The sequence below is a fragment of the Rhizobium sp. YTUHZ045 genome (assembly GCF_051124255.1).
Lineage (GTDB): Bacteria > Pseudomonadota > Alphaproteobacteria > Rhizobiales > Rhizobiaceae > Rhizobium.
In genome coordinates this window covers 128,476-147,349 of sequence record NZ_CP101434.1, presented here as the reverse complement: position 1 = coordinate 147,349, position 18,874 = coordinate 128,476, and the positions used below count along the sequence as shown (strand labels likewise).

Genomic DNA, 18,874 nt, shown 5'->3' with positions numbered 1-18,874 from the left:
CATGCTGCCGACCATTCTTGATCTGACCAGCCTTCGCGCAGCCTATGAGGCAGGCAAAAGCCCGCTCGATATTATCGAGATCGTCATTGCCCGTCGCAATGACGCGACGGATCCCGCTATCTTCATCACGCCGGCGCCTGATGAAGCCTTGCGGGCCGAGGCACGAGCTCTGATGGAACGGGCGCCTGATCCCAACAGCCTGCCGCTTTGGGGCATTCCCTTCGCGGTGAAAGACAATATCGACGTGGCGGGACTGCCGACGACAGCCGCCTGCCCTGCCTTTTCCTACCGGCCGGAGACGGACGCAACCGTCGTCGCGAGGCTGCGGGCTGCAGGCGCGATCGTCATCGGCAAGACCAATCTCGACCAGTTCGCCACCGGTCTTAACGGCACGCGCTCGCCCTACGGAGCCCCACGCTCGGTCTTCGACAAGAACTATGTGTCGGGCGGCTCGAGTTCCGGCTCGGCGGTTGCCGTCGCCTCGGGCCTGGCAAGCTTCGCGCTTGGCACTGACACGGCCGGCTCCGGTCGCGTGCCGGCGGCTTTCAACAATCTCGTCGGCATCAAACCGACTCCGGGGCTGGTGCCAAATGTCGGGGTCGTGCCGGCCTGCCGCAGCGTCGATGTCGTCACCATCTTTGCCCCGACGGTCGGCGACGGCGTCGCGATCCGCAAGGTGATGGAAGGTTACGATGCCGCCGATCCCTTCTCGCGCAAGGCGGTTCCGGCCAGCCTGCCAGCCTCCGGTCTGCGGATCGGTGTGCTCGACGGAGCCGAGCGGGAATTCTTCGGCAACAGGCAAGTCGAAGCTCTCTATGACGCCGCGATCGAAAGGGCGCGCGCGCTCGGTGCCACCATCGTTCCCTTCGACTATGCACCATTTCGGCAGGCAGCAGAGCTGCTCTACAACGGTCCCTGGGTCGCCGAGCGGCTGGCGGCGGTGAAGGATTTTCTGGCCACGAATGGCCCGGACTTCGATCCGACGGTTCGCACCATTATCGAGGGCGCGAAAGCCTATGACGCCGTCGCCGCCTTCGAAGGCAGATACAAGCTCGAGGCGCTGCGTCAGAAGACCGTGAAGGAATGGGAAAAGGCTGATATCCTGATGCTGCCGACCTCGCCGACCACCTACACGGTCGACGAGATGATGGCGGATCCGATTGTGAAAAACGGCCATTTCGGCCGGTACACCAACTTCGCCAATCTTCTCGGCTGCGCCGCGATCGCCGTTCCAGCCGGCTTCGACGCCGACGGTCATCTCCCGGCCGGCGTGACTCTGATTGGTCCGGCCTTTACCGATGACGCTCTCGGCCCCTTCGCCGATGCCATGCACCGTGCCGCGAACGCCGGCATGGGCAAGGACCGCCTCTCGGCAATCCCCGAGGCGATCCGCGTGCCGTCGGAAGATGACGGCTTGGTGCCAATTGTCGTCGTCGGGGCGCATCTGAGCGGCATGCCTCTCAACCACGAATTGACGCGACCGGGCGGCAGGCGCATCAAATCCTGCCGTACTGCACCGGATTACCGCCTCTTCGTTCTGCCGGGTACCCTCCCGCCGAAGCCAGGCCTGATCCGTGAACCCGGTTTTGACGGCAAGGGTCTCGAAGTCGAGGTGTGGAAAGTCACTCCGGAGGCTTTCGGGCGCTTTGTCCAGAACATCCCGGCCCCGCTCGGCATCGGCAAGGTAACGCTCGATGACGGTTCCCAGATTCCCGGTTTTCTCTGCGAGGCTCATGCCATCGAAGGCGCGCGCGAAATTACGGAATTGGGGGGCTGGCGCGCCTACGTCTCAGAGCAAATGAAAAAAGCATGAAGCATCGTCTCAAAAAAATCCTGCTGGCGATACTTGCGGGCCTTGAGGCACGAAGTGCTTCAAGGCGGTTCGGCCACCGCAGGATTTCATGACAAGTCAGGGCCGAGACAATATCGCATTTGCTATAATTTTTGCTTCGACGCCTGAGGGCGATCGCGAACAAGAAGTTCGCTGAGTTATGGACAAAGGCCAGCCGCTGCAGTTGCGGCGGCCATCGCTGTCCCCTTGTCGCAGATGACCTGCAAGATTTCAGGTGCCTCGCGCGCTCGGCTCTCCGGTTGTTGCAAACACCGCGCTCGCATCGCTGACCATCACAACGTGGGAATAAGCTGCCTGTGCGGCAGCGATGCCATCCGCTCGCATGACGGCCATCACGATCCGACCGTGTTCCTCGTAGGACCTTGCCAAGCGACCGGGCAGCCGAAACTGCGCCCGCCGAAATGGGGCGAGCCGTGCCCGTGTCTGCGTCACCATCTCAAAGATGTGATCATTATGCGCCCCGCGATAAAGGCGGGTGTGGAATTCCGTGTTATGCGCCGAATACTCCTCTTCCGCGCCGGCATGCACGAGCCTCATTGTGGCCTTATGCTCCAACTCCAACGTGCGCCGCTCGTCGACTGTCATACGCTCGGCCGAGAGCCTGGCGCAGATCGCTTCGAGTTCCGCCATCGCCTCGAACATCGAATGCAGATAGGTTTCGGTCACGGTGGTGACGACGGCGCTGCGGTTCGGCTCCCGGTCGACAAGCCCCATCGCCCCGAGTTCACGGAGCGCCTCGCGCACCGGTGTGCGCGACACTTCGAAACGAGCAGCCAGCGAGACCTCATCAAGCTTCTCGCCCGGCAGCATCTGTCCGGTCACGATCATGTCCGCGATCGCCCGCACCATCTGCTCGACGGTCGTCCCCGCTCTGATGATTTCTCTGCGCCTGATTTGCTTCAAGGAATGATTCTACATTTTTATGATTGCATACACATGCCCGCTCAAGCTGGCAAAGTCAAACATCAGTATATATGATTGATGTATCTAGCAAAAATGTATTCTGCACCATCGGATTCCCAACACTTCCAACCCAGCGACCGAGATTTCGGACGATTTTATAGGCTATGCATATTTTTTCATCTAATCTCAAGATGAAATTGCATGCACTTCTTGGATATCGGCCGCAGGCGTGACAATTTCACTCGTGAAATCAATATAATAAAATCTGGCATGACCATTGCATACACTTTTCTGTAACCAATCGAAAACGGCAAAACTGCCGTCAGGGGAGCATTCCGATGACCAGACTCCTTTCCATGAAACGACGTCATTTTCTTCAGGCTTCCGCCGCCGCCACTCTCGTCGGCGCGGCGCCCGGTCTCCTCTCCTCCCGCGCGCTCGCGCAGACGGCCCTTACCGTCGGCTTCGTCTATGTCGGTCCCAAGGATGACTATGGCTACAACCAGGCGCATGCAGAGGGTGCTGCCGCCGTCAAGGCGGTGCCCGGCGTCACCGTCGTCGAGGAAGAGAACGTGCCCGAGACGGTGGACGTTCAGAAGACGATGGAATCGATGATCAATCTCGATGGCGCCACCCTGCTCTTCCCGACCTCCTTCGGCTATTTCGATCCGCATATGCTGGCCATGGCCGCCAAACATCCGGACATCCAGTTCCGCCATTGCGGCGGGCTATGGCAGGAGGGCAAGCACCCCGCCAATACCGGCTCCTATTTCGGTTATATTTTCCAGGGCCAGTATCTGAATGGCATCGCTGCCGGCCATGCGACGAAGAGCAAGAAGATCGGCTTCATCGCGGCCAAGCCGATCCCACAGGTGCTGCAGAACATTAATGCCTTCCTGCTCGGCGCACGCGCAGTCGATCCGACCATTACCTGCCAGGTGATTTTCACCGGCGAATGGTCGCTTGCGGTCAAGGAGGCGGAAGCCACCAACGCGCTGGTCGATCAGGGCGCGGACGTCATCACCTGCCATGTCGACAGTCCAAAGGTGGTCGTGGAAACCGCCGCCGGCCGCGGCGCCTTCGTCTGCGGCTATCACGCCAATCAGAGCCCTCTTGCGCCGGAGAAATACCTCACGGGCGCTGAATGGGCCTGGGGCAATGTCTATGGCGACTTCGTCAAGAAGGCGCAGGCCGGCGAAAAGCTCGGCAATTTCGTGCGTGGCGGCCTGAAGGACGGTTTCGTCAAGATGAGCGCGCTCGGCCCCGGCGTTTCCGAAGCGGGCCGCAAGGCATTCGAGGCGACGCATGCCGAAATGATGAAGGGCGGCTTCTCGGTCTTCAAGGGGCCGCTGAAGGATAACAAGGGCAACACCGTCGTCGCGGCCGACAAGAGCTACGCCGAAGACGCGATCGAGCTCGAAAGCATGAACTATCTGGTCGAGGGCGTCGTCGGATCCACGGCGTAAACCGCGTGAGGGAGAAGCGCCATGACCGTTCAGGCCAATGATCCCGCAATATCAGTCGCTTCCGACAACCCAGCCGCGCTGCGCCCCGTGCTCGAATGGATCGCACGCAGGGCCGAACCTGTGGTCATCGGCCTTGCGGCCATCCTGATCGGGCTCGGGCTCTTCTCCCTCTTCATCCTGGCGATCGGCAAATCGCCGGCCATGCTCTTCCAGCTCATGTATACCGGCGGCTTCGGCAGCTGGTTTTCGGTGCAGAACAGCTTAAGCCGTGCCGCACCCCTTCTCCTGACGGCACTCTGCGTCGCCCTGCCCGCCCGCCTCGGCCTCGTCATCATCGGCGGGGAAGGAGCGGTCGTGCTGGGCGGCGTTGCCGCCGCAGCCATGGCCATGCCGCTCGTCGGCGCGGCCCCCGCGTTTCCCGCTCTTGTTCTGATGGCGATTGCCGCCATGGTCGTCGGCGGCATCTGGATCGGCTTTGCCGGCTTCCTGCGCCATTACCGCGGCGTCAACGAAACCATTTCTTCGCTGCTGCTCTCCTATATCGCCATTGCCCTGATGAACCAGTTCGTCGAGGGGCCGCTACGCGATCCGGCCAGTCTCAACAAGCCCTCGACCAAGCCGCTGCCGCCCGAATACATGCTCGGCAACATTCCCGGCATGGATGTGCATTGGGGCCTCGTGATCGGCATGCTCGCCTGCATCCTCTCCTGGATATTGATCGAGGTGACGAGCTTCGGTTTTGCGGCACGCATCGCCGGCGGCAATGTGCGCGCCGCCCAGATCCAAGGTCTGCCGGTCGGCAGGCTGATCGCAGGCTTTTCCGCGATCGCCGGCAGCTTCGCAGGTCTTGCCGGCATGATCGAGGTCGTGGCCGTCCAGGGGAGCGCCAATGCCTCGCTCGCCGCGGGTTATGGCTATACCGGCATCCTCGTCGCCTTCCTCGCCCGCCACAATCCGCTGGCGATCATCCCGGTCGCCATCCTGCTCGGGGGCATCGATGCTTCCGGCGGCCTCATCCAGCGCCGCATGGGCCTGCCCGATGCCACCGTGCTGGTGCTGCAGGGTACGCTCTTCATCATCATCCTCTTCTGCGAGACCTTCTACGGGCGCTTCAAGATCTTCAATCCCGACCTCTGGAAAAGGAGCCTCTGATGGAAGAGACGGGCATCGGCATCTGGGGCGTGCCGCTCGCGATCCTGGCGGGCGCCATCCGCGTATCCACCCCCTTCATCTTCGTCAGCCTCGGCGAGACGATCACCGAGAGGTCCGGCCGCATCAATCTCGGTCTGGAAGGGACGCTCGTCTTCGGTGCGATGACGGCCTACGCGGTGGCCGTCATGACCAACTCGCCCTGGCTCGGCGTGCTCGCCGCCATGGCGACCGGCGCCATCTTCGGTCTCGTTCACGGCTGGATCTGCAAATGGCCGAAGGTGAACGACATCGCGATCGGCATCGCCATGATGCAGTTCGGCTTGGGCCTCGCCTTCTTCCTCGGCAAGTCCTTCATTCAGCCTGCAGCGCCGCATCTGCCGTCGATTCCCTTCGGTTTCTGGTCGAGCCTGCCGCAGATCCAGGCAGCGCTGAACATCAATGTTCTCTTCATCCTGGGGGCCTTGCTGGCCTTCACCCTCTGGTGGGCCTTCCGGAATACGCGGCTGGGGCTCATCCTGCGCGTCGTCGGTGACAGCACGGATGCGGCGCGCGCCATGGGCATCAATCCGGATCGGGTGCGCCTGCTGGCCACTGCCGTCGGCGGGTCGCTGGCGGCGATCGGCGGCGCCTACCTATCGCTCTATTATCCCGGATCGTGGAACGAGGGCATTTCTTCAGGCCAAGGCCTGATGGCCGTCGCACTCGTCATCTTCGCCCGCTGGAACCCGATCGGCTGCTTCCTCGCCGCGCTGCTATTCGGCGGCGCCGGTGCGCTCGGGCCGGCGTTGCAATCGATCGGCGTTACCCAGGGCTATTATCTCTTCTATGCCGCGCCCTACGTGCTCACCCTCGTCATCATGATCGCGACCTCCTCACCGACACGTTCGCTTGCCGGTGCGCCGGGGGCGCTCTCGCTGACGAAGTGAGGCGGGAGCAGCTGATGTCCACAACTGCGGCGCATTGAACGGATCGAAACGGTCGAACCGCGGCAGCAAAACATTCAAACCTGCGGGTGAATAGGAGAAGAAGACGATGGACGCCATGGTCGAGACCAAAGGACATTATATCGACGCCGATCCCTATCCCTGGCCCTATAACGGCGCCCTGCGCCCGGACAATACGGCCCTCATCATCATCGACATGCAGACCGATTTCTGCGGCAAGGGCGGTTATGTCGATCACATGGGTTACGATCTGTCGCTGGTTCAGGCGCCGATCGAACCGATCAAGCGCGTGCTGGCCGCCATGCGCGCCAAGGGCTATCACATCATCCACACCCGCGAGGGTCATCGCCCCGATCTCGCCGACCTGCCGGCCAACAAGCGCTGGCGTTCACAGCGCATTGGCGCAGGCATCGGCGATCCTGGCCCGTGCGGACGCATCCTCACACGCGGCGAACCCGGCTGGGACATCATTCCTGAACTCTACCCGATCGAAGGCGAGACGATCATCGATAAGCCCGGCAAGGGCTCGTTTTGCGCCACCGACCTGGAGCTGATCCTCAACCAGAAGCGCATCGAGAACATCATCCTCACCGGGATCACCACCGACGTCTGCGTTTCAACCACGATGCGCGAGGCGAACGACCGCGGCTTCGAATGCCTGCTGCTGGAAGACTGCTGCGGCGCGACCGATTACGGCAATCATCTCGCTGCCATCAAGATGGTGAAGATGCAGGGCGGCGTCTTCGGCTCCGTCTCCAATTCCGCAACGCTCGTGAGCCAGCTGCCATGAGCACGATCCGCGACACGCCACTCCCGCAGGCCGGCAAGGCCGTCAGCATCGATACGATAGACATGACAATGCGCTTCGGCAGCTTCACCGCGCTTGACCATGTCTCGATCAAGGTGCCAGCCGGTAGTTTCCATGCGCTGCTCGGCGAGAACGGCGCCGGCAAGTCGACGCTCGTCAAATGCATCATGGGTTTCTATCACGCGACAGCGGGCTCGCTCTCCATCGATGGCCGCGAAGTGGCGATCGCATCGCCCAGGGACGCGGCGACCTATGGCCTCGGCATGGTCTATCAGCACTTCACGCTGGTCCCGTCGCTGACGGGTGCCGAAAACCTCGTCATCAGCCGCGCCGAAGTCCCTGCTGTCATCAACTGGACGAAGGAGCGGAAGGATCTCGCCGCCTTCATGGAGCGCATGCCCTTTCAGATTCCGCTGGATCGCCCGGTCAGCGAACTGGCCGCCGGCGAGAAACAGAAGCTCGAGATCGTCAAGCAGCTCTATCTCGGCCGCTCCTTTCTGGTCCTCGACGAGCCGACCTCGGTGCTGACGCCCGCAGAAGCCGACGAGATACTCGGCCTCGTGCGCGGGATGACGGAGCGCGGCGAACTGACCGTGCTGATGATCTCCCACAAGTTCCATGAGGTGACGAAGTTTGCCAATGCCGTATCGATTCTGCGGCGCGGCAAGCTTGTCGGCTCTGGAAAAGTCGGGGAAGTCTCCACGGCCGAGATGGCGACGATGATGATCGGCGACGTCAAGCTCGCCGAGCTCGACAGCCGCGTTCCCACCCCGCAGAGCGTCAAGCCGGTCCTCAAGGTCGAGCAGGTCAAGGCGCCTGACCGCTCGGGTCTCAAGACCATCGAAATCGATGAGCTCATGGTTCACGCCGGCGAGATCGTCGGCATCGCCGGGATATCAGGAAATGGCCAGAAGGAATTGACCGAAATCCTCGCCGGCCAGCGCCCAACGGAGACCGGCCGCGTTATCGTCAACGGCGACGCCTACCGCGCGACACGGCCCGAGACGCGCAAGAACAATGTCCGTTTTATTCCCGAGGAGCCGCTGCAGAATGCCTGTGCGCCGCGCATGACGGTCAGCGAAAATCTCGCCTTTCGAACGTTTGACCTCAAGGCAGATGGAAAGGACGCGATCTGGCTGAACAAGGGCAAGATGAGGAAGCGCGCCGCGGCGCTGATTTTCGATTTCAAGGTGAAGACAGCCTCGTCTGCCTCGCCGATCGCGGCACTTTCCGGCGGCAATGTGCAGCGCGCCGTGCTTGCCCGTGAACTCACCGGCAAGGTGGATCTGCTCATCGTCTCGAACCCGTGCTTCGGCCTGGATTTCTCGGCCGTCGCCGAAATCCGCGCCCGCATCATGAAAGCGCGGAATGCTGGCGCTGCCGTGTTGCTGCTCTCCGAGGACCTCGACGAGCTGCTGGAGATGTCCGATCGCATCATGGTGATTTCCGAAGGTAGGCTGGTCTACGAAACGCCGGCCCGCTCAGCCGACATCGGCGTGATCGGCGCCCATATGGCGGGGCATCACTGATGGCGGAGATCAAGGCAGAACCCTTCGCCTTTCCGGTGAAGCACGACCAGCTCGCCCTGATCGTCATCGACATGCAGCGTGATTTCGCCGAGCCCGGCGGCTTCGGCGCCAGCCTCGGCAATGATGTCAGCCGCATCACCAGGATCGTGCCCGATGTCAAACGACTCATCCAGGGCTTTCGTTATGCCGGGCTGCCGGTCATTCACACGATGGAATGCCATCGGCCCGATCTTTCGGATCTGCCGCCGGCGAAACGCGACCGCGGCAATCCGACACTCAGGATCGGCGACGAAGGCCCCATGGGCCGCATCCTGATCTCCGGCGAGCCCGGCACCGCAATTCTGCCGGAACTTGCTCCGGTCAAAGGCGAGGTCGTCATCGAAAAACCGGGCAAGGGCGCCTTCTATGCGACCGAGCTCGGCGAAGTGCTGCAGCAGAAAGGTATCAAACAGCTGGTTTTCGCAGGCGTGACGACCGAAGTCTGCGTGCAGACCACCATGCGTGAGGCCAACGACCGCGGCTATGAATGCCTGCTCGCCGAGGAGGCCACGGAAAGCTATTTTCCGGAGTTCAAGGCCGCAGCCATCGCCATGATCCGCGCCCAGGGTGCAATCGTCGGCTGGACGGCTCATGTCGACGCCATATTGGAAAGCATCGCCCATGCCTGAAACAACCCGCGAATTGCTGACCTCGGGTGGCTGGAAGGATCTCGAGTTCGGCCCCTTCCGCGATCAGGTGACGATCCACTGGATCCGACCCTTTGAGGGTGATCAGCCAGGAGTAGCGCTGCTGAAATATGAAGCCGGCGCCGGCGTTCCCCGCCACCGGCACGAGGGGCTCGAAACCATTCTCGTGCTCGACGGCGTGCAATCGGATGAAGCGGGCGATTACGGCCGCGGCAGCTACATTGTCAACGGGCCCGGCACCGAGCACTCGGTCTGGAGCGAAACCGGCTGCGTCGTCCTCATCCAGTGGGACCGGCCCGTCAGAATACTGGAAGAGAAAACAGTATGAAGCAAACGATACCACCGCGCGGCCGGGATTGGCAGATCAATGGAGTTGACAAAACTTCCGCTTCCAGTTCCAGCCCCCTTAGAATGACTTGCAGTTGAGCAGATTCGAACTGTCGTTAAACGGACATCTCGCACCATCACCGGTTAGGGCATTCCAAACGACATAGTGCAGTTTATCGGCGCCGCCTATTTCTGCTCCGCCTTTCCCGACGGCTTCGTGGCTGCCTCTACAGCGCCGCCCCGCAAATCCGCCTCGTCCCCGACAATGGCGGCGGCCTCGTCGAGCAGGACGTCCTTCGCCTTCTTGCGGGCATTTTCCATGGCGATATCGGCGCTGAGGCTGCGCTCATCCGCCTGCAGGCCGTCGTCGCCGGCAAGATCGTCGCCATCGCCGGCTTCGGCGCGCGCCTTGAACCGTGCTTCCCGGGCGGCCGCTTCCTTGCGGCGTTCGGCTTCGTTCAGGGAAACGACGCCCTTCTCGCGCTGCGCCTTCAGATCGGCGATGTCCTGCAGCAGACGCTGGAAATCCTGATCGCCCTTGATCCGCGCTTCATGGCGGCTCTGCAAAGCCGGCAGCAATGCCGTAACATCACCTTCCGGCGCATATTTCGCCGGCTTGATCTCCGCCCATGGCAGGGCATTGTCATAACTGGTCTCGCCGAAGTTCGCCAGATCCGACAGCCCCGGCAGGCTGATATCGGGGGTAACGCCGCGCAGCTGCGTCGTGCCGCCGTTGATCCGGAAAAACTGGGCGATCGTCACCTTCAGCTCGCCGAATTCGGGTTTGCTGTTGTGGACCACCTGGTCGAGATCGACGACCGTCTGAACCGTGCCCTTGCCGAAACTGGGCTCGCCGATGATCACGCCGCGGCCGTAATCCTGGATTGCCGCGGCAAAAATCTCCGAAGCCGAAGCCGAGCCGCGGTTGATCAGAACGCCCAATGGGCCCGTCCAGGCAGGCGTTGTCAGGTCGGCGCTCTTGACCTCGATCTTGCCGTTGCCGGCGCGCTGCTGAACGACCGCGCCCTTGCCGATGAAGAGGCCGGTGAGATCGATCGCCTCATCAAGCGAACCGCCGCCATTGTTGCGAAGATCGATGAGAACGCCGTCGACCTTTTCCTCGCTCAGTTCGCCGAGAAGCTTGGCGACATCGCGGCTGGCGCTCTTGTAATCCTTGTCGCCCTTGTTCTTGGCTTCAAAATCCTCATAAAAGACCGGCAGGGTGATGATGCCGATCTTGCGCGTGGTCTCGCCCGCCTTCACCGACAGCACGGTCTTCCTGGCGGCCTGCTTGTCGAGGCTGATCTTGTCGCGCACCAGGCTGACGACGCGATGCACGCCGTCGGCGCCGGCATCGGCCGGCAGGATGTCGAGCCGCACCACCGAGCCTTTCTTGCCGCGGATCATCTGCACGACCTCATCGAGACGGGTGCCCACCACTTCCTTGATCGGCCCGTCCTTGCCCTGGCCGACGCCGGTGATGCGGTCGCCGACGGCGAGCTTGCCGGAGAGCTGCGCCGGCCCCCCGGGCACGAGTTCGCGGATCGTCGTATAATCGTCCCGCTCCTGCAGAACCGCGCCGATGCCGAACAGCGACAGCTTCATCGAGACGTTGAAATCGGCCGAAGCAGTCGCACCGAAATAATCCGTGTGCGGGTCGATCGAATTCGAATAGGCGTCCATGAAGGACTGGAAGACGTCGTCGCTCTTGAACTTGTAAGCGCGCTCGAGCGTGTTCTCATAGCGTTTGTCGAGCGTCTCGCGAATGGCCGCATCGTCCTTGCCGCCGAGCTTCAACCGCAGCCAATCGTTCTTGACGCGCTTGCGCCAGAGATCGTTGCTTTCGGCTTCCGACTGCGGCCAGGGCGCCTTGTCGCGCAGCACTGCATAATCTTCCTTGCCGCTGAAGTCGAAGCCCTGCTTGAGGAGGCTGCGCGCATAGGTCATGCGGTCGACGACGCGCCGTTCATAGGCGTTGAAGATGGCAAAGGGGATCTTCAGGTCCTGCCGTTCGATGGCGTCGTCGATCTCGTTGCGGTCAGCCATGAACTTGTCGATGTCGGCCTGCAGGAAGAGCATGCGGTCGGGATCAAGCGACTTGATGAACTGATCCATCACCCTCGCCGAGAGAGCATCGTCGAGCGGAACCGGCTTGTAGCTGTATCGCGACAGAAATTGCGCGCTCAATTCAGCCGCCTGGGCCTGCCGCGTCAGCGGCTTCAAGACGGGTGGCGCTGCGACCTCGGCATAGGCGGACGGGGCGAGTGCAAGAAATGCACCGAGAAAAACATAGGCTATGCGCATTCAGTCTTGATCCAATTCTTAATGCCGAGGGTGGATGTATGAACTAAGTGAGGCAATTGTGGTTTTTTGGCAAGCAGGGGAGAATTGTTGGCCCACGAAGCCAGAAAAAACGATCCGGCGACGAGTATTGCGGTGGCGGGCACAAATCGCACCCACGGGCGCTCGCAAAGTTTGGGTTGACCGCTTTCGGCGGCGAGGCGACAGTTGAGCAGCAGCAAGGCAGGAGGAACATGATGGACGAGCAAGACCGCTGGCGCCAGATGGCAAGCGCACCGAGAGACGGCAGCCGCATCCTGGTGACGATCCGAGCATCCGAACAGGGGCCGGCGGAAGTCGACCTCGCCTACTGGTCGCATGGCGATCAGTTCGGCGGAGAAGGCTGGCGCGCTTCGGATTCTTCGCCCGGGCACATCATCGAATATGCCGAGCCGGAGTTGAAGTGCTGGATGCCGATGCCCTCGGCCAATCGCGCCTCGATGCCCTCGCCCTGGGAAGGCGACGACGACGAGCAGCTCGACGGATCGGGGATTTGAAGCCTCGCGCCGGCCCTGTTTCCCGGGGTCGGCGGATCGTACTGCGGGTGGAGGAAGGTTCAGTCGAAAAAGCCCGCATCCTCTTCCCTGAGATATCTCCCGGCCGCCTCAGCGTCGATGTCGAGACCCAGCCCGGGCGCTTCCAGTAGGTCCACCATGCTGTCCTTCACGATCTGCGGCGGCAAGCCGATGACAAGGTCCTCCCACCAGGGGTCCGAAGCGGTCGGATATTCGAAGGCGACGTAATTTGCCGGCAACGTGGCGCAGACATTGATCAGCGCGCCGAGTCCCAGCAGGCCATTAGCGACGCCATGCGGTGCCATCAGGATCGAGTGCATGTGGGCGTGCTCGGCGACCCATTTGAGCTCGGCCATTCCGCCAATGTCGGCTGGATCGGGGCCAATGACGCGGACCGCCTGCGTCTCGATCAGTTCCTTGAAATTGTGCCTGAGGTAGATCTGCTCACCGGTGTGGATTGGCGTCGAGGTCGAGGTTGTCAGTTCCCGATAGGCCTGCGGGTTGACCCACGGCACGTAGTCGCCTGTCAGCATGTCCTCGAGCCACATCAAATTGTACTTCTCGACCGCGCGAGCGAATTTGATCGCATCCGGCAGCATCCAGCCCGGGCCGCAGTCGAGCGCCAGGCTGACCTTGTCGCCCAGCACTTCCTTCATTGCGATCACGCAGTCGAGCATATGGTTGAACCCACGCTCGCTGATCACGCCCTGATCCATGGCACCGTGATAGCCGGCCTTCTTCTGCGTCACGCCGTAGTGGAAACCCTCGATGGTGTCCTTCATATTGGAATGGAAAGAAATTCCTTGCTTGATCATGAAGAAGTTCTGCGGCTGCTCCATCATCCATTTGACGTCAGCGGCGTAATCCTCCGGCCGGTCACCGGTGCGTTTCTGGCGGACCGAGCCGTTGTAGACGCGCACCTTGTCCCGCACCTTGCCGCCGAGCAGTTTATAGGCCGGCACGCCCGCAGCCTTGCCGGCGATATCCCACAGCGCATGCTCGATCGCGCTCACCGCCGCGCCATACGGCTTGAACGAGCCACGCTGGCGGATCTTCAACATCACTCTCTCGACGTCGGTCGGGTCCTCGCCGACCAGCGCCTCGCGGAAATGCAGCACCCAGGGCTTGAGGTAGGCCTTGGTGAATTCGACTTCGCCCAAGCCATAAAGGCCCTCGTCCGTGACGATGCGGACGATCGGGTGTTTGCCGATAACGGCACAGCGCAGGTCGGTGATCTTCATCTTCGGCCCTTTTCGCCTCAGCTCCAGGTGCGGTCCCAGGAATATTCATCGTCCCAGTGATCCGTCGGCTGCCAAATGCCGGCGACGCCCGGCTGCAGATGCCGCAAGATCACCTCGTCGACCACGTCGTCAATCCCCAGGCCCGGCTTATCCGAAACAGTGATGAAGCCGTTTGTCACCAGCGGCTTGGGAAGACCGGTGACGATATCGTCCCACCAGTCGACATCGGCGGAATGGTATTCGAGCGCCATGAAATTTTCGGTCGCGGTCGCGACATGTGCGGCGGCCATCGCGGCGATCGGACTTTCTGCCATGTGGATGGCCATGGCGACACCCCGGTCCTGCGCCATGTCGCCGATCTTCTTGGTCTCTAGGATGCCTCCACTGGTGAGCAGGTCAGGATGGATAACGGAGACACCGCCGCTGTTCAGCAGCGGCTCGAAGCCCTCCTTGAGATATATATCCTCGCCGGTGCAGATCGGCACCGTGGTGGCGTCCTGGAGTTGTCGGTATTGCTCGGTGTACTGCCATGGGATCACATCCTCGAGCCAGGCCGGCACATATTTTTCGATCCGCCTGGCAAGGCGGATGCCATTCTGCATCGAAATATGGCCGATATGGTCGATCGCCAGCGGTACATCCATGCCGATGACCTCACGGACCTCGGCGATGTATTGCTCGAGCAGATCGAGGCCCTTGTCCGAAAAGTGCAGACCGGTAAACGGGTGCGGGACGTTATGCAGATCGTACGAAGCGTTGCGGATCCGCCGCTCTTCTATGGTCTTCAGCGGCCCCCGAACGGGACTGGTTCGGTACCCTTCCAGTGAACCGGCAGGAAAGACGACCGCACCGGGCACATCAGCGATCTGCATCAGGCCCAGATCCATCTTGAGGAAGGTGAAGCCGAGCTCCATGCGCTGCTTGAGGCGCCTGCCGGTTGCGGTGCCGCTCGCCACAGCGGCGTCGGTATCGCAATAGAGGCGCACTTTCTCCCGGAAACGCCCGCCAAGCATCTGGTAGATCGGGACGCCATAGGCTTTTCCGGCAAGATCCCACAAGGCGATTTCAACCGCCGATACGCCGCCACCTTGCCGGCCGTGGCCACCGAACTGCTTGATCCGGCGAAACAGGCGGTCGATGTCGCAAGGATTTTCGCCAAGCAACCGGCTCTTCAGCATCAGTGCGTAGGTGGCGCTTGCACCGTCGCGCACTTCGCCCAGCCCGACGATGCCCTGGTTCGTGTGAATCTTGAGCAGCACCGAGGCGAAAGGCGCGCCGGTAATTTCGGCTACCCGCATGTCGGTGATGCGAAGGTCTGACGGCCTGGAATGCGTGTTCACCCGATTGAGCGCCTCGTCGGCCGAATATGCCTCTGGCATGACTGTTCCTCGTTCTGGTGGGGAGCCCATCGCCGCGCACGTTGGGGCGGCCGAGAGCGTTGCTGGCTAGTCGAACTCTATTTCATGGTCTTGAAGGTATTCGCGGTTCATCTCAACGCCGAGACCCGGCTTGGACGTAAGCGTGAGGCTGCCGTTAGAAACATCGAGTGGTGTGTCGATCAGGTGATCGTATTTGCCGAGGTTCCACTCTGACGTTTCAAGCTTGTAGAAATTCGGAACGGTCATCATCACCTGCGCTCCGGCAACCACGTTGATCGGCCCTGAGGCGTCATGCGGCGAGACGGGGATGTAATAGGCTTCGCACAGGGCAGAAATCTTCTTGAGTTCGGTAATGCCGCCGGTCCAGGTGACATCGGGCATAATGTAGTCGGCGAGCCTGTTTTCGAGCACCGGCACGAAATCCCATTTCGTGTGGCCGCGCTCGCCCCATGAGATGGGGGCGCTGACCTTCTCGCGGACCTGCCTGAGAGCGTTGAGGCTCTCCGGTGGGCAGGGCTCCTCGAACCAGTCGATCTGACCGGCTTCCTCGAGGCTCCGACAAAGGCGAATGGCGGTGGGAACGTCGAACCGGCCATGCGCATCGATGAGGATGTCGACGTCAGCACCCGCCGTTTCGCGGATCAGGGCGGTGAGTTCGGCGGCCTCACGCTCATCCTTGCGCGTCATGCTGCCATCGAGGTAGCCGTTTCGTTGTTCGCGAGCCAGTCCACCAGAGGCGATGCCCTGGTATGGGAAAGGATCGAACTTGAGCGCGGTGTGACCGGACTCGACGATGTCTCGAATTTCCCTGACCACCGCCTCCTTGCTCGTAAACTTGGCCTGGTTGGGATGGGTGTAGAGCGCAATTCGGTCGCGTACCGGTCCGCCCAGGAGCTCGTATATCGGCTTGCCAAGGACTTTGCCCCGGATGTCCCAGAGGGCTATGTCGATGGCGCTGACGCATTCGACGGCGGCGCCGCGACTGCCCATGTAGGTGAAGCTGCGGAATATCTTGTGCCACAGATACTCGATGCGCGCCGGATCCTCACCCGTCAAAGCGGCGCCGATCTGCCGCAAGATCGTGCACAGGGCCCGATTGGCGAGCCTTGTCGTGGTGGTGATCTCTCCCCAGCCGCTCACCCCCTCGTCGGTCGTCACTTCGACGAACAGGAACTCTCCCCAATAGGAAGCATCGGACTTGATCAGCCACGGCCGAACGCTAGTGATTTTCATCTCAACTGCCTCTACCTGAAGTGTTCCGGGTATGCACTTTATCCCGCGCGAGCGGCGTTACGCGCACGCATGTGTTCGAGGATGTGCCGCCCCGAGCCTTCGACATGGCGTGCGATAAGTTCGGCTGCCTCGTTCGCCCTTCCGGCTTTGACATGCGCGATAAGCTCGCGATGCTCGCTCAGGATCGCTGCACGCCGGGCAAGCGTAAAATCGAAGCGGCGGCTCACGGCTCGAAGCACTTCGCGATGCTTCCACCAGAGCTCGGCCGCATGGCGATTGTAGTGCTTCCGGTACATGACGGTATGAAAGGCGGTGTCGAGTTCGCTATGCCTTAGCGTGTCGGCAAAGTTGTTCTCTTCAATGAGGCTTTGGATGCGTTCGAGTTCAGCAATGTCCTCCACCGTCGCCATATTCACGAACCAGCGAGTCAGTGAGGGCTCGATCAAGACGCCTATCTCGTAGATATCCCGAACAAAGTCCTGATCGATGGGCCGCACGCGCGCTCCGCGGTTGGGAACGAAGGTGACAAAGCCCTCGCCGCGCAGCAGTTGCAAAGCCTCCCGCACGGGGTTGGTCGAGGTGCCGTGGCGCCGGGCGAGATCGGTGATGACGAGCCGCTCGTTGGCCGCGAGCCGCCCTTCGATGATGTCGTCCCTGATCAGCTGGTAAACAGACGCGCCCTCGCTCGAGGCCCCAGTAGCGTCGATCCCCTCGGGCGGCTGTGCTTTAAATTCGCTTGTCTCGGCCAAGACTGTCCCCAATCCATACACACATTTCCGGGATATCACGCAAAACTTCCTAAAACAATGTACGATTTTCTTGAGTTGACAGACAATCTTCGGCGTGAAAACGTATGATAAGGTCGAAGGGATACATTAAGTGGGAGAATCCCACGACCTGGGAGCAAGACCGCCTCGATTGAGAGCGGCTTGGGAGAAAACCTGGGAGAGTACCTATGACGAGTCTTTCGCTCGGCGGTGTCGTTGTACGCGGCACTGTATCCACTGCTTTGATGGTATCGTTGATGTCCGTGCCTGCGCTCAGTGCGCCGGTCGACTTGAGCCAGTGGTCACCGCAATATGTGCGCTCAATCGCCGGCACGCAGGAGTTCGACACGGCGGCCGGTTGCGCCAAGGTCACCCCGCTCGACTATAAGGGCCGGCTGACATTCTGGTATCAGGGCGTGTTCGAGGGCGACCCCGACCTCCTGCGCCAGTATTACAAGGACTTCTTCGAGACCTTCCGCAAAACCTATCCAAACATCCAGCTTGAGGAACAAGCCCTCACCTATAACGACCTTCTGGACAAGTTCCGGACCGCACTTTTGGGCAATGCGGCGCCCATGGCGGTCCGCCTACAAATCCTCGGCGGGACCGAGTTCGCCTCAAAGGGTTATTTGCAGCCGCTCAAGCCCGAGGATGTAGGCTATTCGACCGAGGATTTCTGGCCAGGCGCCATGAAGGCGGTGACGTGGGAGGGAGTGACCTACGGTATTCCAACCAACAACGAGACGATGGCATTCATCTGGAACGCCGATGTCTTCAAGCGTGCGGGCCTCGATCCGGACAAGGCTCCGGCAACCTGGGATGATGTCGTCAAATATTCCAAGCAGATCCACGACAAGCTTGGTATTGCCGGTTACGGCCTCGTGGCTCGAAAGAATGCGGGTAATACGCCATACCGCTTCATGCCGCAGCTATGGGCCTATGGCGGCGGCGTCTTCGACGAAGCGACCGCCAACCCGACCTACAAGGAGGTCCAGCTCAATAGCCCGCAGAGCAAGGCGGCCTTGCAAGCCTCCTACGACATGTATGTTCGCGACAAGTCGGTTCCGGTTTCGGCGCTCACCAACCAGCAGGCCGACAACCAGCCCCTGTTCCTCGCTGGCCAGCTCGGCATGATGATCTCGCACCCGTCCGACTACAACGTCATGCTTGACCTGCAGAAGAAGACGACGGGCAGCGACAAGGAAAAAGCCCAGACCGTCATCGACAACATGCGCTACGGCCTCATTCCGACCGGCCCCGACGGCAAGCGTGCCGTCGTGTTTGGCGGCTCCAACATTCACATCCTGAAGCCCGAATATGTCGAGGGCGGCAAGGTAGACGAGCCGGCTGCAAAGGCCATCATCTGCATGTGGACGAGCCCGGAATGGTCGCTGAAGATGGCCTATGCCGGTTCGAACCCCGGCAACCTGAACGGCTTCAAGACCAAGTGGATGAAGGAGCGTCTCGATAACATCAAGTTTCTTGATGTCACGACTTCGATGCTGCCCTACGGCATCCCGTTCCCGGCACTGCCACAGTCGCCCGAGATCATGAACATCATCATCCCGGACATGCTGCAGAATGCCCTGACCGGGGCCATGACGGTTGACCAAGCAGCGGACGACGCAGCCAAGAAGGTCAAAGACCTGATGGACGGCGGACTCTAGTCATCCTGACGATCTGACCGGCTGCACCTCAATTGCAGCCGGTTTGTTCCGAAGAATAGGGGCAC

16 protein-coding genes are annotated in these 18,874 nt (G+C 61.2%); 10 read left to right on the top strand and 6 right to left on the bottom strand.

Annotation, left to right across the window (positions count from 1 at the left end):
* The first annotated feature begins 1 nt into the window (after position 1).
* A complete protein-coding gene (gene atzF / locus NMA58_RS27810) occupies positions 2–1,813 on the top strand; it encodes an allophanate hydrolase (protein WP_434714751.1) in 1,812 nt (603 codons plus the stop codon).
* A gap of 249 nt (positions 1,814–2,062) precedes the next feature.
* Here atzF and NMA58_RS27805 read toward each other — a convergent pair whose 3' ends face one another.
* Positions 2,063–2,755 carry a GntR family transcriptional regulator gene (locus NMA58_RS27805; protein WP_434714750.1) on the bottom strand — a complete coding sequence of 231 codons (693 nt, stop codon included), beginning with the start codon at positions 2,753–2,755 and terminating at the stop codon, positions 2,063–2,065.
* A gap of 338 nt (positions 2,756–3,093) precedes the next feature.
* On the opposite strand from NMA58_RS27805, the gene NMA58_RS27800 reads away from it, so the two are divergent.
* The 7 genes from NMA58_RS27800 (at position 3,094) to NMA58_RS27770 (ending at position 9,668) form a co-directional block, all read left to right on the top strand.
* The gene (locus tag NMA58_RS27800) at positions 3,094–4,221 is read left to right on the top strand and encodes a BMP family ABC transporter substrate-binding protein (protein ID WP_434714749.1); all 1,128 of its coding nucleotides are present in this window, start codon (positions 3,094–3,096) and stop codon (positions 4,219–4,221) included.
* A gap of 21 nt (positions 4,222–4,242) precedes the next feature.
* A complete protein-coding gene (locus tag NMA58_RS27795; RefSeq protein ID WP_434714747.1) occupies positions 4,243–5,373 on the top strand; it encodes an ABC transporter permease in 1,131 nt (376 codons plus the stop codon).
* Positions 5,373–6,299, top strand: a complete 927-nt coding sequence (locus NMA58_RS27790; RefSeq protein WP_221139141.1) for an ABC transporter permease — start codon at positions 5,373–5,375, stop codon at positions 6,297–6,299. The genes NMA58_RS27795 and NMA58_RS27790 overlap by 1 nt, the downstream gene beginning before the upstream one ends.
* Before the next feature lie 106 nt (positions 6,300–6,405).
* A complete protein-coding gene (gene biuH / locus NMA58_RS27785) occupies positions 6,406–7,107 on the top strand; it encodes a biuret amidohydrolase (RefSeq protein ID WP_088682443.1) in 702 nt (233 codons plus the stop codon).
* Positions 7,104–8,654 (top strand): ABC transporter ATP-binding protein, encoded by a 1,551-nt coding sequence (locus NMA58_RS27780; protein ID WP_434714746.1) that lies wholly within the window; start codon positions 7,104–7,106, stop codon positions 8,652–8,654. The genes biuH and NMA58_RS27780 overlap by 4 nt, the downstream gene beginning before the upstream one ends.
* A complete protein-coding gene (locus tag NMA58_RS27775) occupies positions 8,654–9,322 on the top strand; it encodes a cysteine hydrolase family protein (RefSeq protein WP_183704587.1) in 669 nt (222 codons plus the stop codon). The genes NMA58_RS27780 and NMA58_RS27775 overlap by 1 nt, the downstream gene beginning before the upstream one ends.
* Positions 9,315–9,668 (top strand): cupin domain-containing protein, encoded by a 354-nt coding sequence (locus NMA58_RS27770; protein ID WP_085780951.1) that lies wholly within the window; start codon positions 9,315–9,317, stop codon positions 9,666–9,668. Before NMA58_RS27775 ends, NMA58_RS27770 begins: the two co-directional genes overlap by 8 nt.
* Positions 9,669–9,853: 185 nt before the next feature.
* Here the strand turns inward: NMA58_RS27770 and NMA58_RS27765 are convergent, their stop codons facing one another.
* Positions 9,854–11,971 (bottom strand): carboxy terminal-processing peptidase, encoded by a 2,118-nt coding sequence (locus NMA58_RS27765; protein WP_434714743.1) that lies wholly within the window; start codon positions 11,969–11,971, stop codon positions 9,854–9,856.
* Between the two features lie 233 nt (positions 11,972–12,204).
* Here NMA58_RS27765 and NMA58_RS27760 point away from each other — a divergent pair, with 233 nt between their 5' ends.
* Positions 12,205–12,504, top strand: a complete 300-nt coding sequence (locus NMA58_RS27760; RefSeq protein ID WP_183704582.1) for a hypothetical protein — start codon at positions 12,205–12,207, stop codon at positions 12,502–12,504.
* Between the two features lie 59 nt (positions 12,505–12,563).
* On the opposite strand, the gene NMA58_RS27755 is transcribed toward NMA58_RS27760, so the two are convergent.
* The 4 genes from NMA58_RS27755 to NMA58_RS27740 form a co-directional block, all read right to left on the bottom strand.
* Positions 12,564–13,763, bottom strand: a complete 1,200-nt coding sequence (locus tag NMA58_RS27755; RefSeq protein ID WP_434714741.1) for a mandelate racemase/muconate lactonizing enzyme family protein — start codon at positions 13,761–13,763, stop codon at positions 12,564–12,566.
* 17 nt (positions 13,764–13,780) lie between these two features.
* The gene (locus tag NMA58_RS27750) at positions 13,781–15,142 is read right to left on the bottom strand and encodes a mandelate racemase/muconate lactonizing enzyme family protein (RefSeq protein ID WP_434714739.1); all 1,362 of its coding nucleotides are present in this window, start codon (positions 15,140–15,142) and stop codon (positions 13,781–13,783) included.
* A 66-nt stretch (positions 15,143–15,208) separates the two neighbouring features.
* Entirely contained in the window at positions 15,209–16,375 is a 1,167-nt protein-coding gene (locus NMA58_RS27745) for a mandelate racemase/muconate lactonizing enzyme family protein (RefSeq protein ID WP_434714737.1), read from the bottom strand.
* A 38-nt stretch (positions 16,376–16,413) separates the two neighbouring features.
* Complete coding sequence (locus NMA58_RS27740) at positions 16,414–17,124, bottom strand: GntR family transcriptional regulator (RefSeq protein WP_097598867.1); 711 nt, start codon at positions 17,122–17,124, stop codon at positions 16,414–16,416.
* A 206-nt stretch (positions 17,125–17,330) separates the two neighbouring features.
* On the opposite strand from NMA58_RS27740, the gene NMA58_RS27735 reads away from it, so the two are divergent.
* Entirely contained in the window at positions 17,331–18,809 is a 1,479-nt protein-coding gene (locus NMA58_RS27735) for an ABC transporter substrate-binding protein (RefSeq protein ID WP_221112800.1), read from the top strand.
* The last annotated feature ends 65 nt before the right edge of the window (positions 18,810–18,874 follow it).

Bases quoted from the DNA above. Each gene is read 5' to 3' on its own strand.
- biuH (WP_088682443.1), top strand. From the start codon at position 6,406: ATGGACGCCATGGTCGAGACCAAAGGACATTATATCGACGCCGATCCC.
- NMA58_RS27745 (WP_434714737.1), bottom strand. From the start codon at position 16,375: ATGAAAATCACTAGCGTTCGGCCGTGGCTGATCAAGTCCGATGCTTCC.
- NMA58_RS27750 (WP_434714739.1), bottom strand. From the start codon at position 15,142: ATGCCAGAGGCATATTCGGCCGACGAGGCGCTCAATCGGGTGAACACG.
- NMA58_RS27735 (WP_221112800.1), top strand. From the start codon at position 17,331: ATGACGAGTCTTTCGCTCGGCGGTGTCGTTGTACGCGGCACTGTATCC.
- NMA58_RS27795 (WP_434714747.1), top strand. From the start codon at position 4,243: ATGACCGTTCAGGCCAATGATCCCGCAATATCAGTCGCTTCCGACAAC.
- NMA58_RS27765 (WP_434714743.1), bottom strand. From the start codon at position 11,971: ATGCGCATAGCCTATGTTTTTCTCGGTGCATTTCTTGCACTCGCCCCG.
- NMA58_RS27760 (WP_183704582.1), top strand. From the start codon at position 12,205: ATGGACGAGCAAGACCGCTGGCGCCAGATGGCAAGCGCACCGAGAGAC.
- NMA58_RS27770 (WP_085780951.1), top strand. From the start codon at position 9,315: ATGCCTGAAACAACCCGCGAATTGCTGACCTCGGGTGGCTGGAAGGAT.
- NMA58_RS27800 (WP_434714749.1), top strand. From the start codon at position 3,094: ATGACCAGACTCCTTTCCATGAAACGACGTCATTTTCTTCAGGCTTCC.
- NMA58_RS27790 (WP_221139141.1), top strand. From the start codon at position 5,373: ATGGAAGAGACGGGCATCGGCATCTGGGGCGTGCCGCTCGCGATCCTG.
- NMA58_RS27775 (WP_183704587.1), top strand. From the start codon at position 8,654: ATGGCGGAGATCAAGGCAGAACCCTTCGCCTTTCCGGTGAAGCACGAC.
- NMA58_RS27755 (WP_434714741.1), bottom strand. From the start codon at position 13,763: ATGAAGATCACCGACCTGCGCTGTGCCGTTATCGGCAAACACCCGATC.
- atzF (WP_434714751.1), top strand. From the start codon at position 2: ATGCTGCCGACCATTCTTGATCTGACCAGCCTTCGCGCAGCCTATGAG.
- NMA58_RS27780 (WP_434714746.1), top strand. From the start codon at position 7,104: ATGAGCACGATCCGCGACACGCCACTCCCGCAGGCCGGCAAGGCCGTC.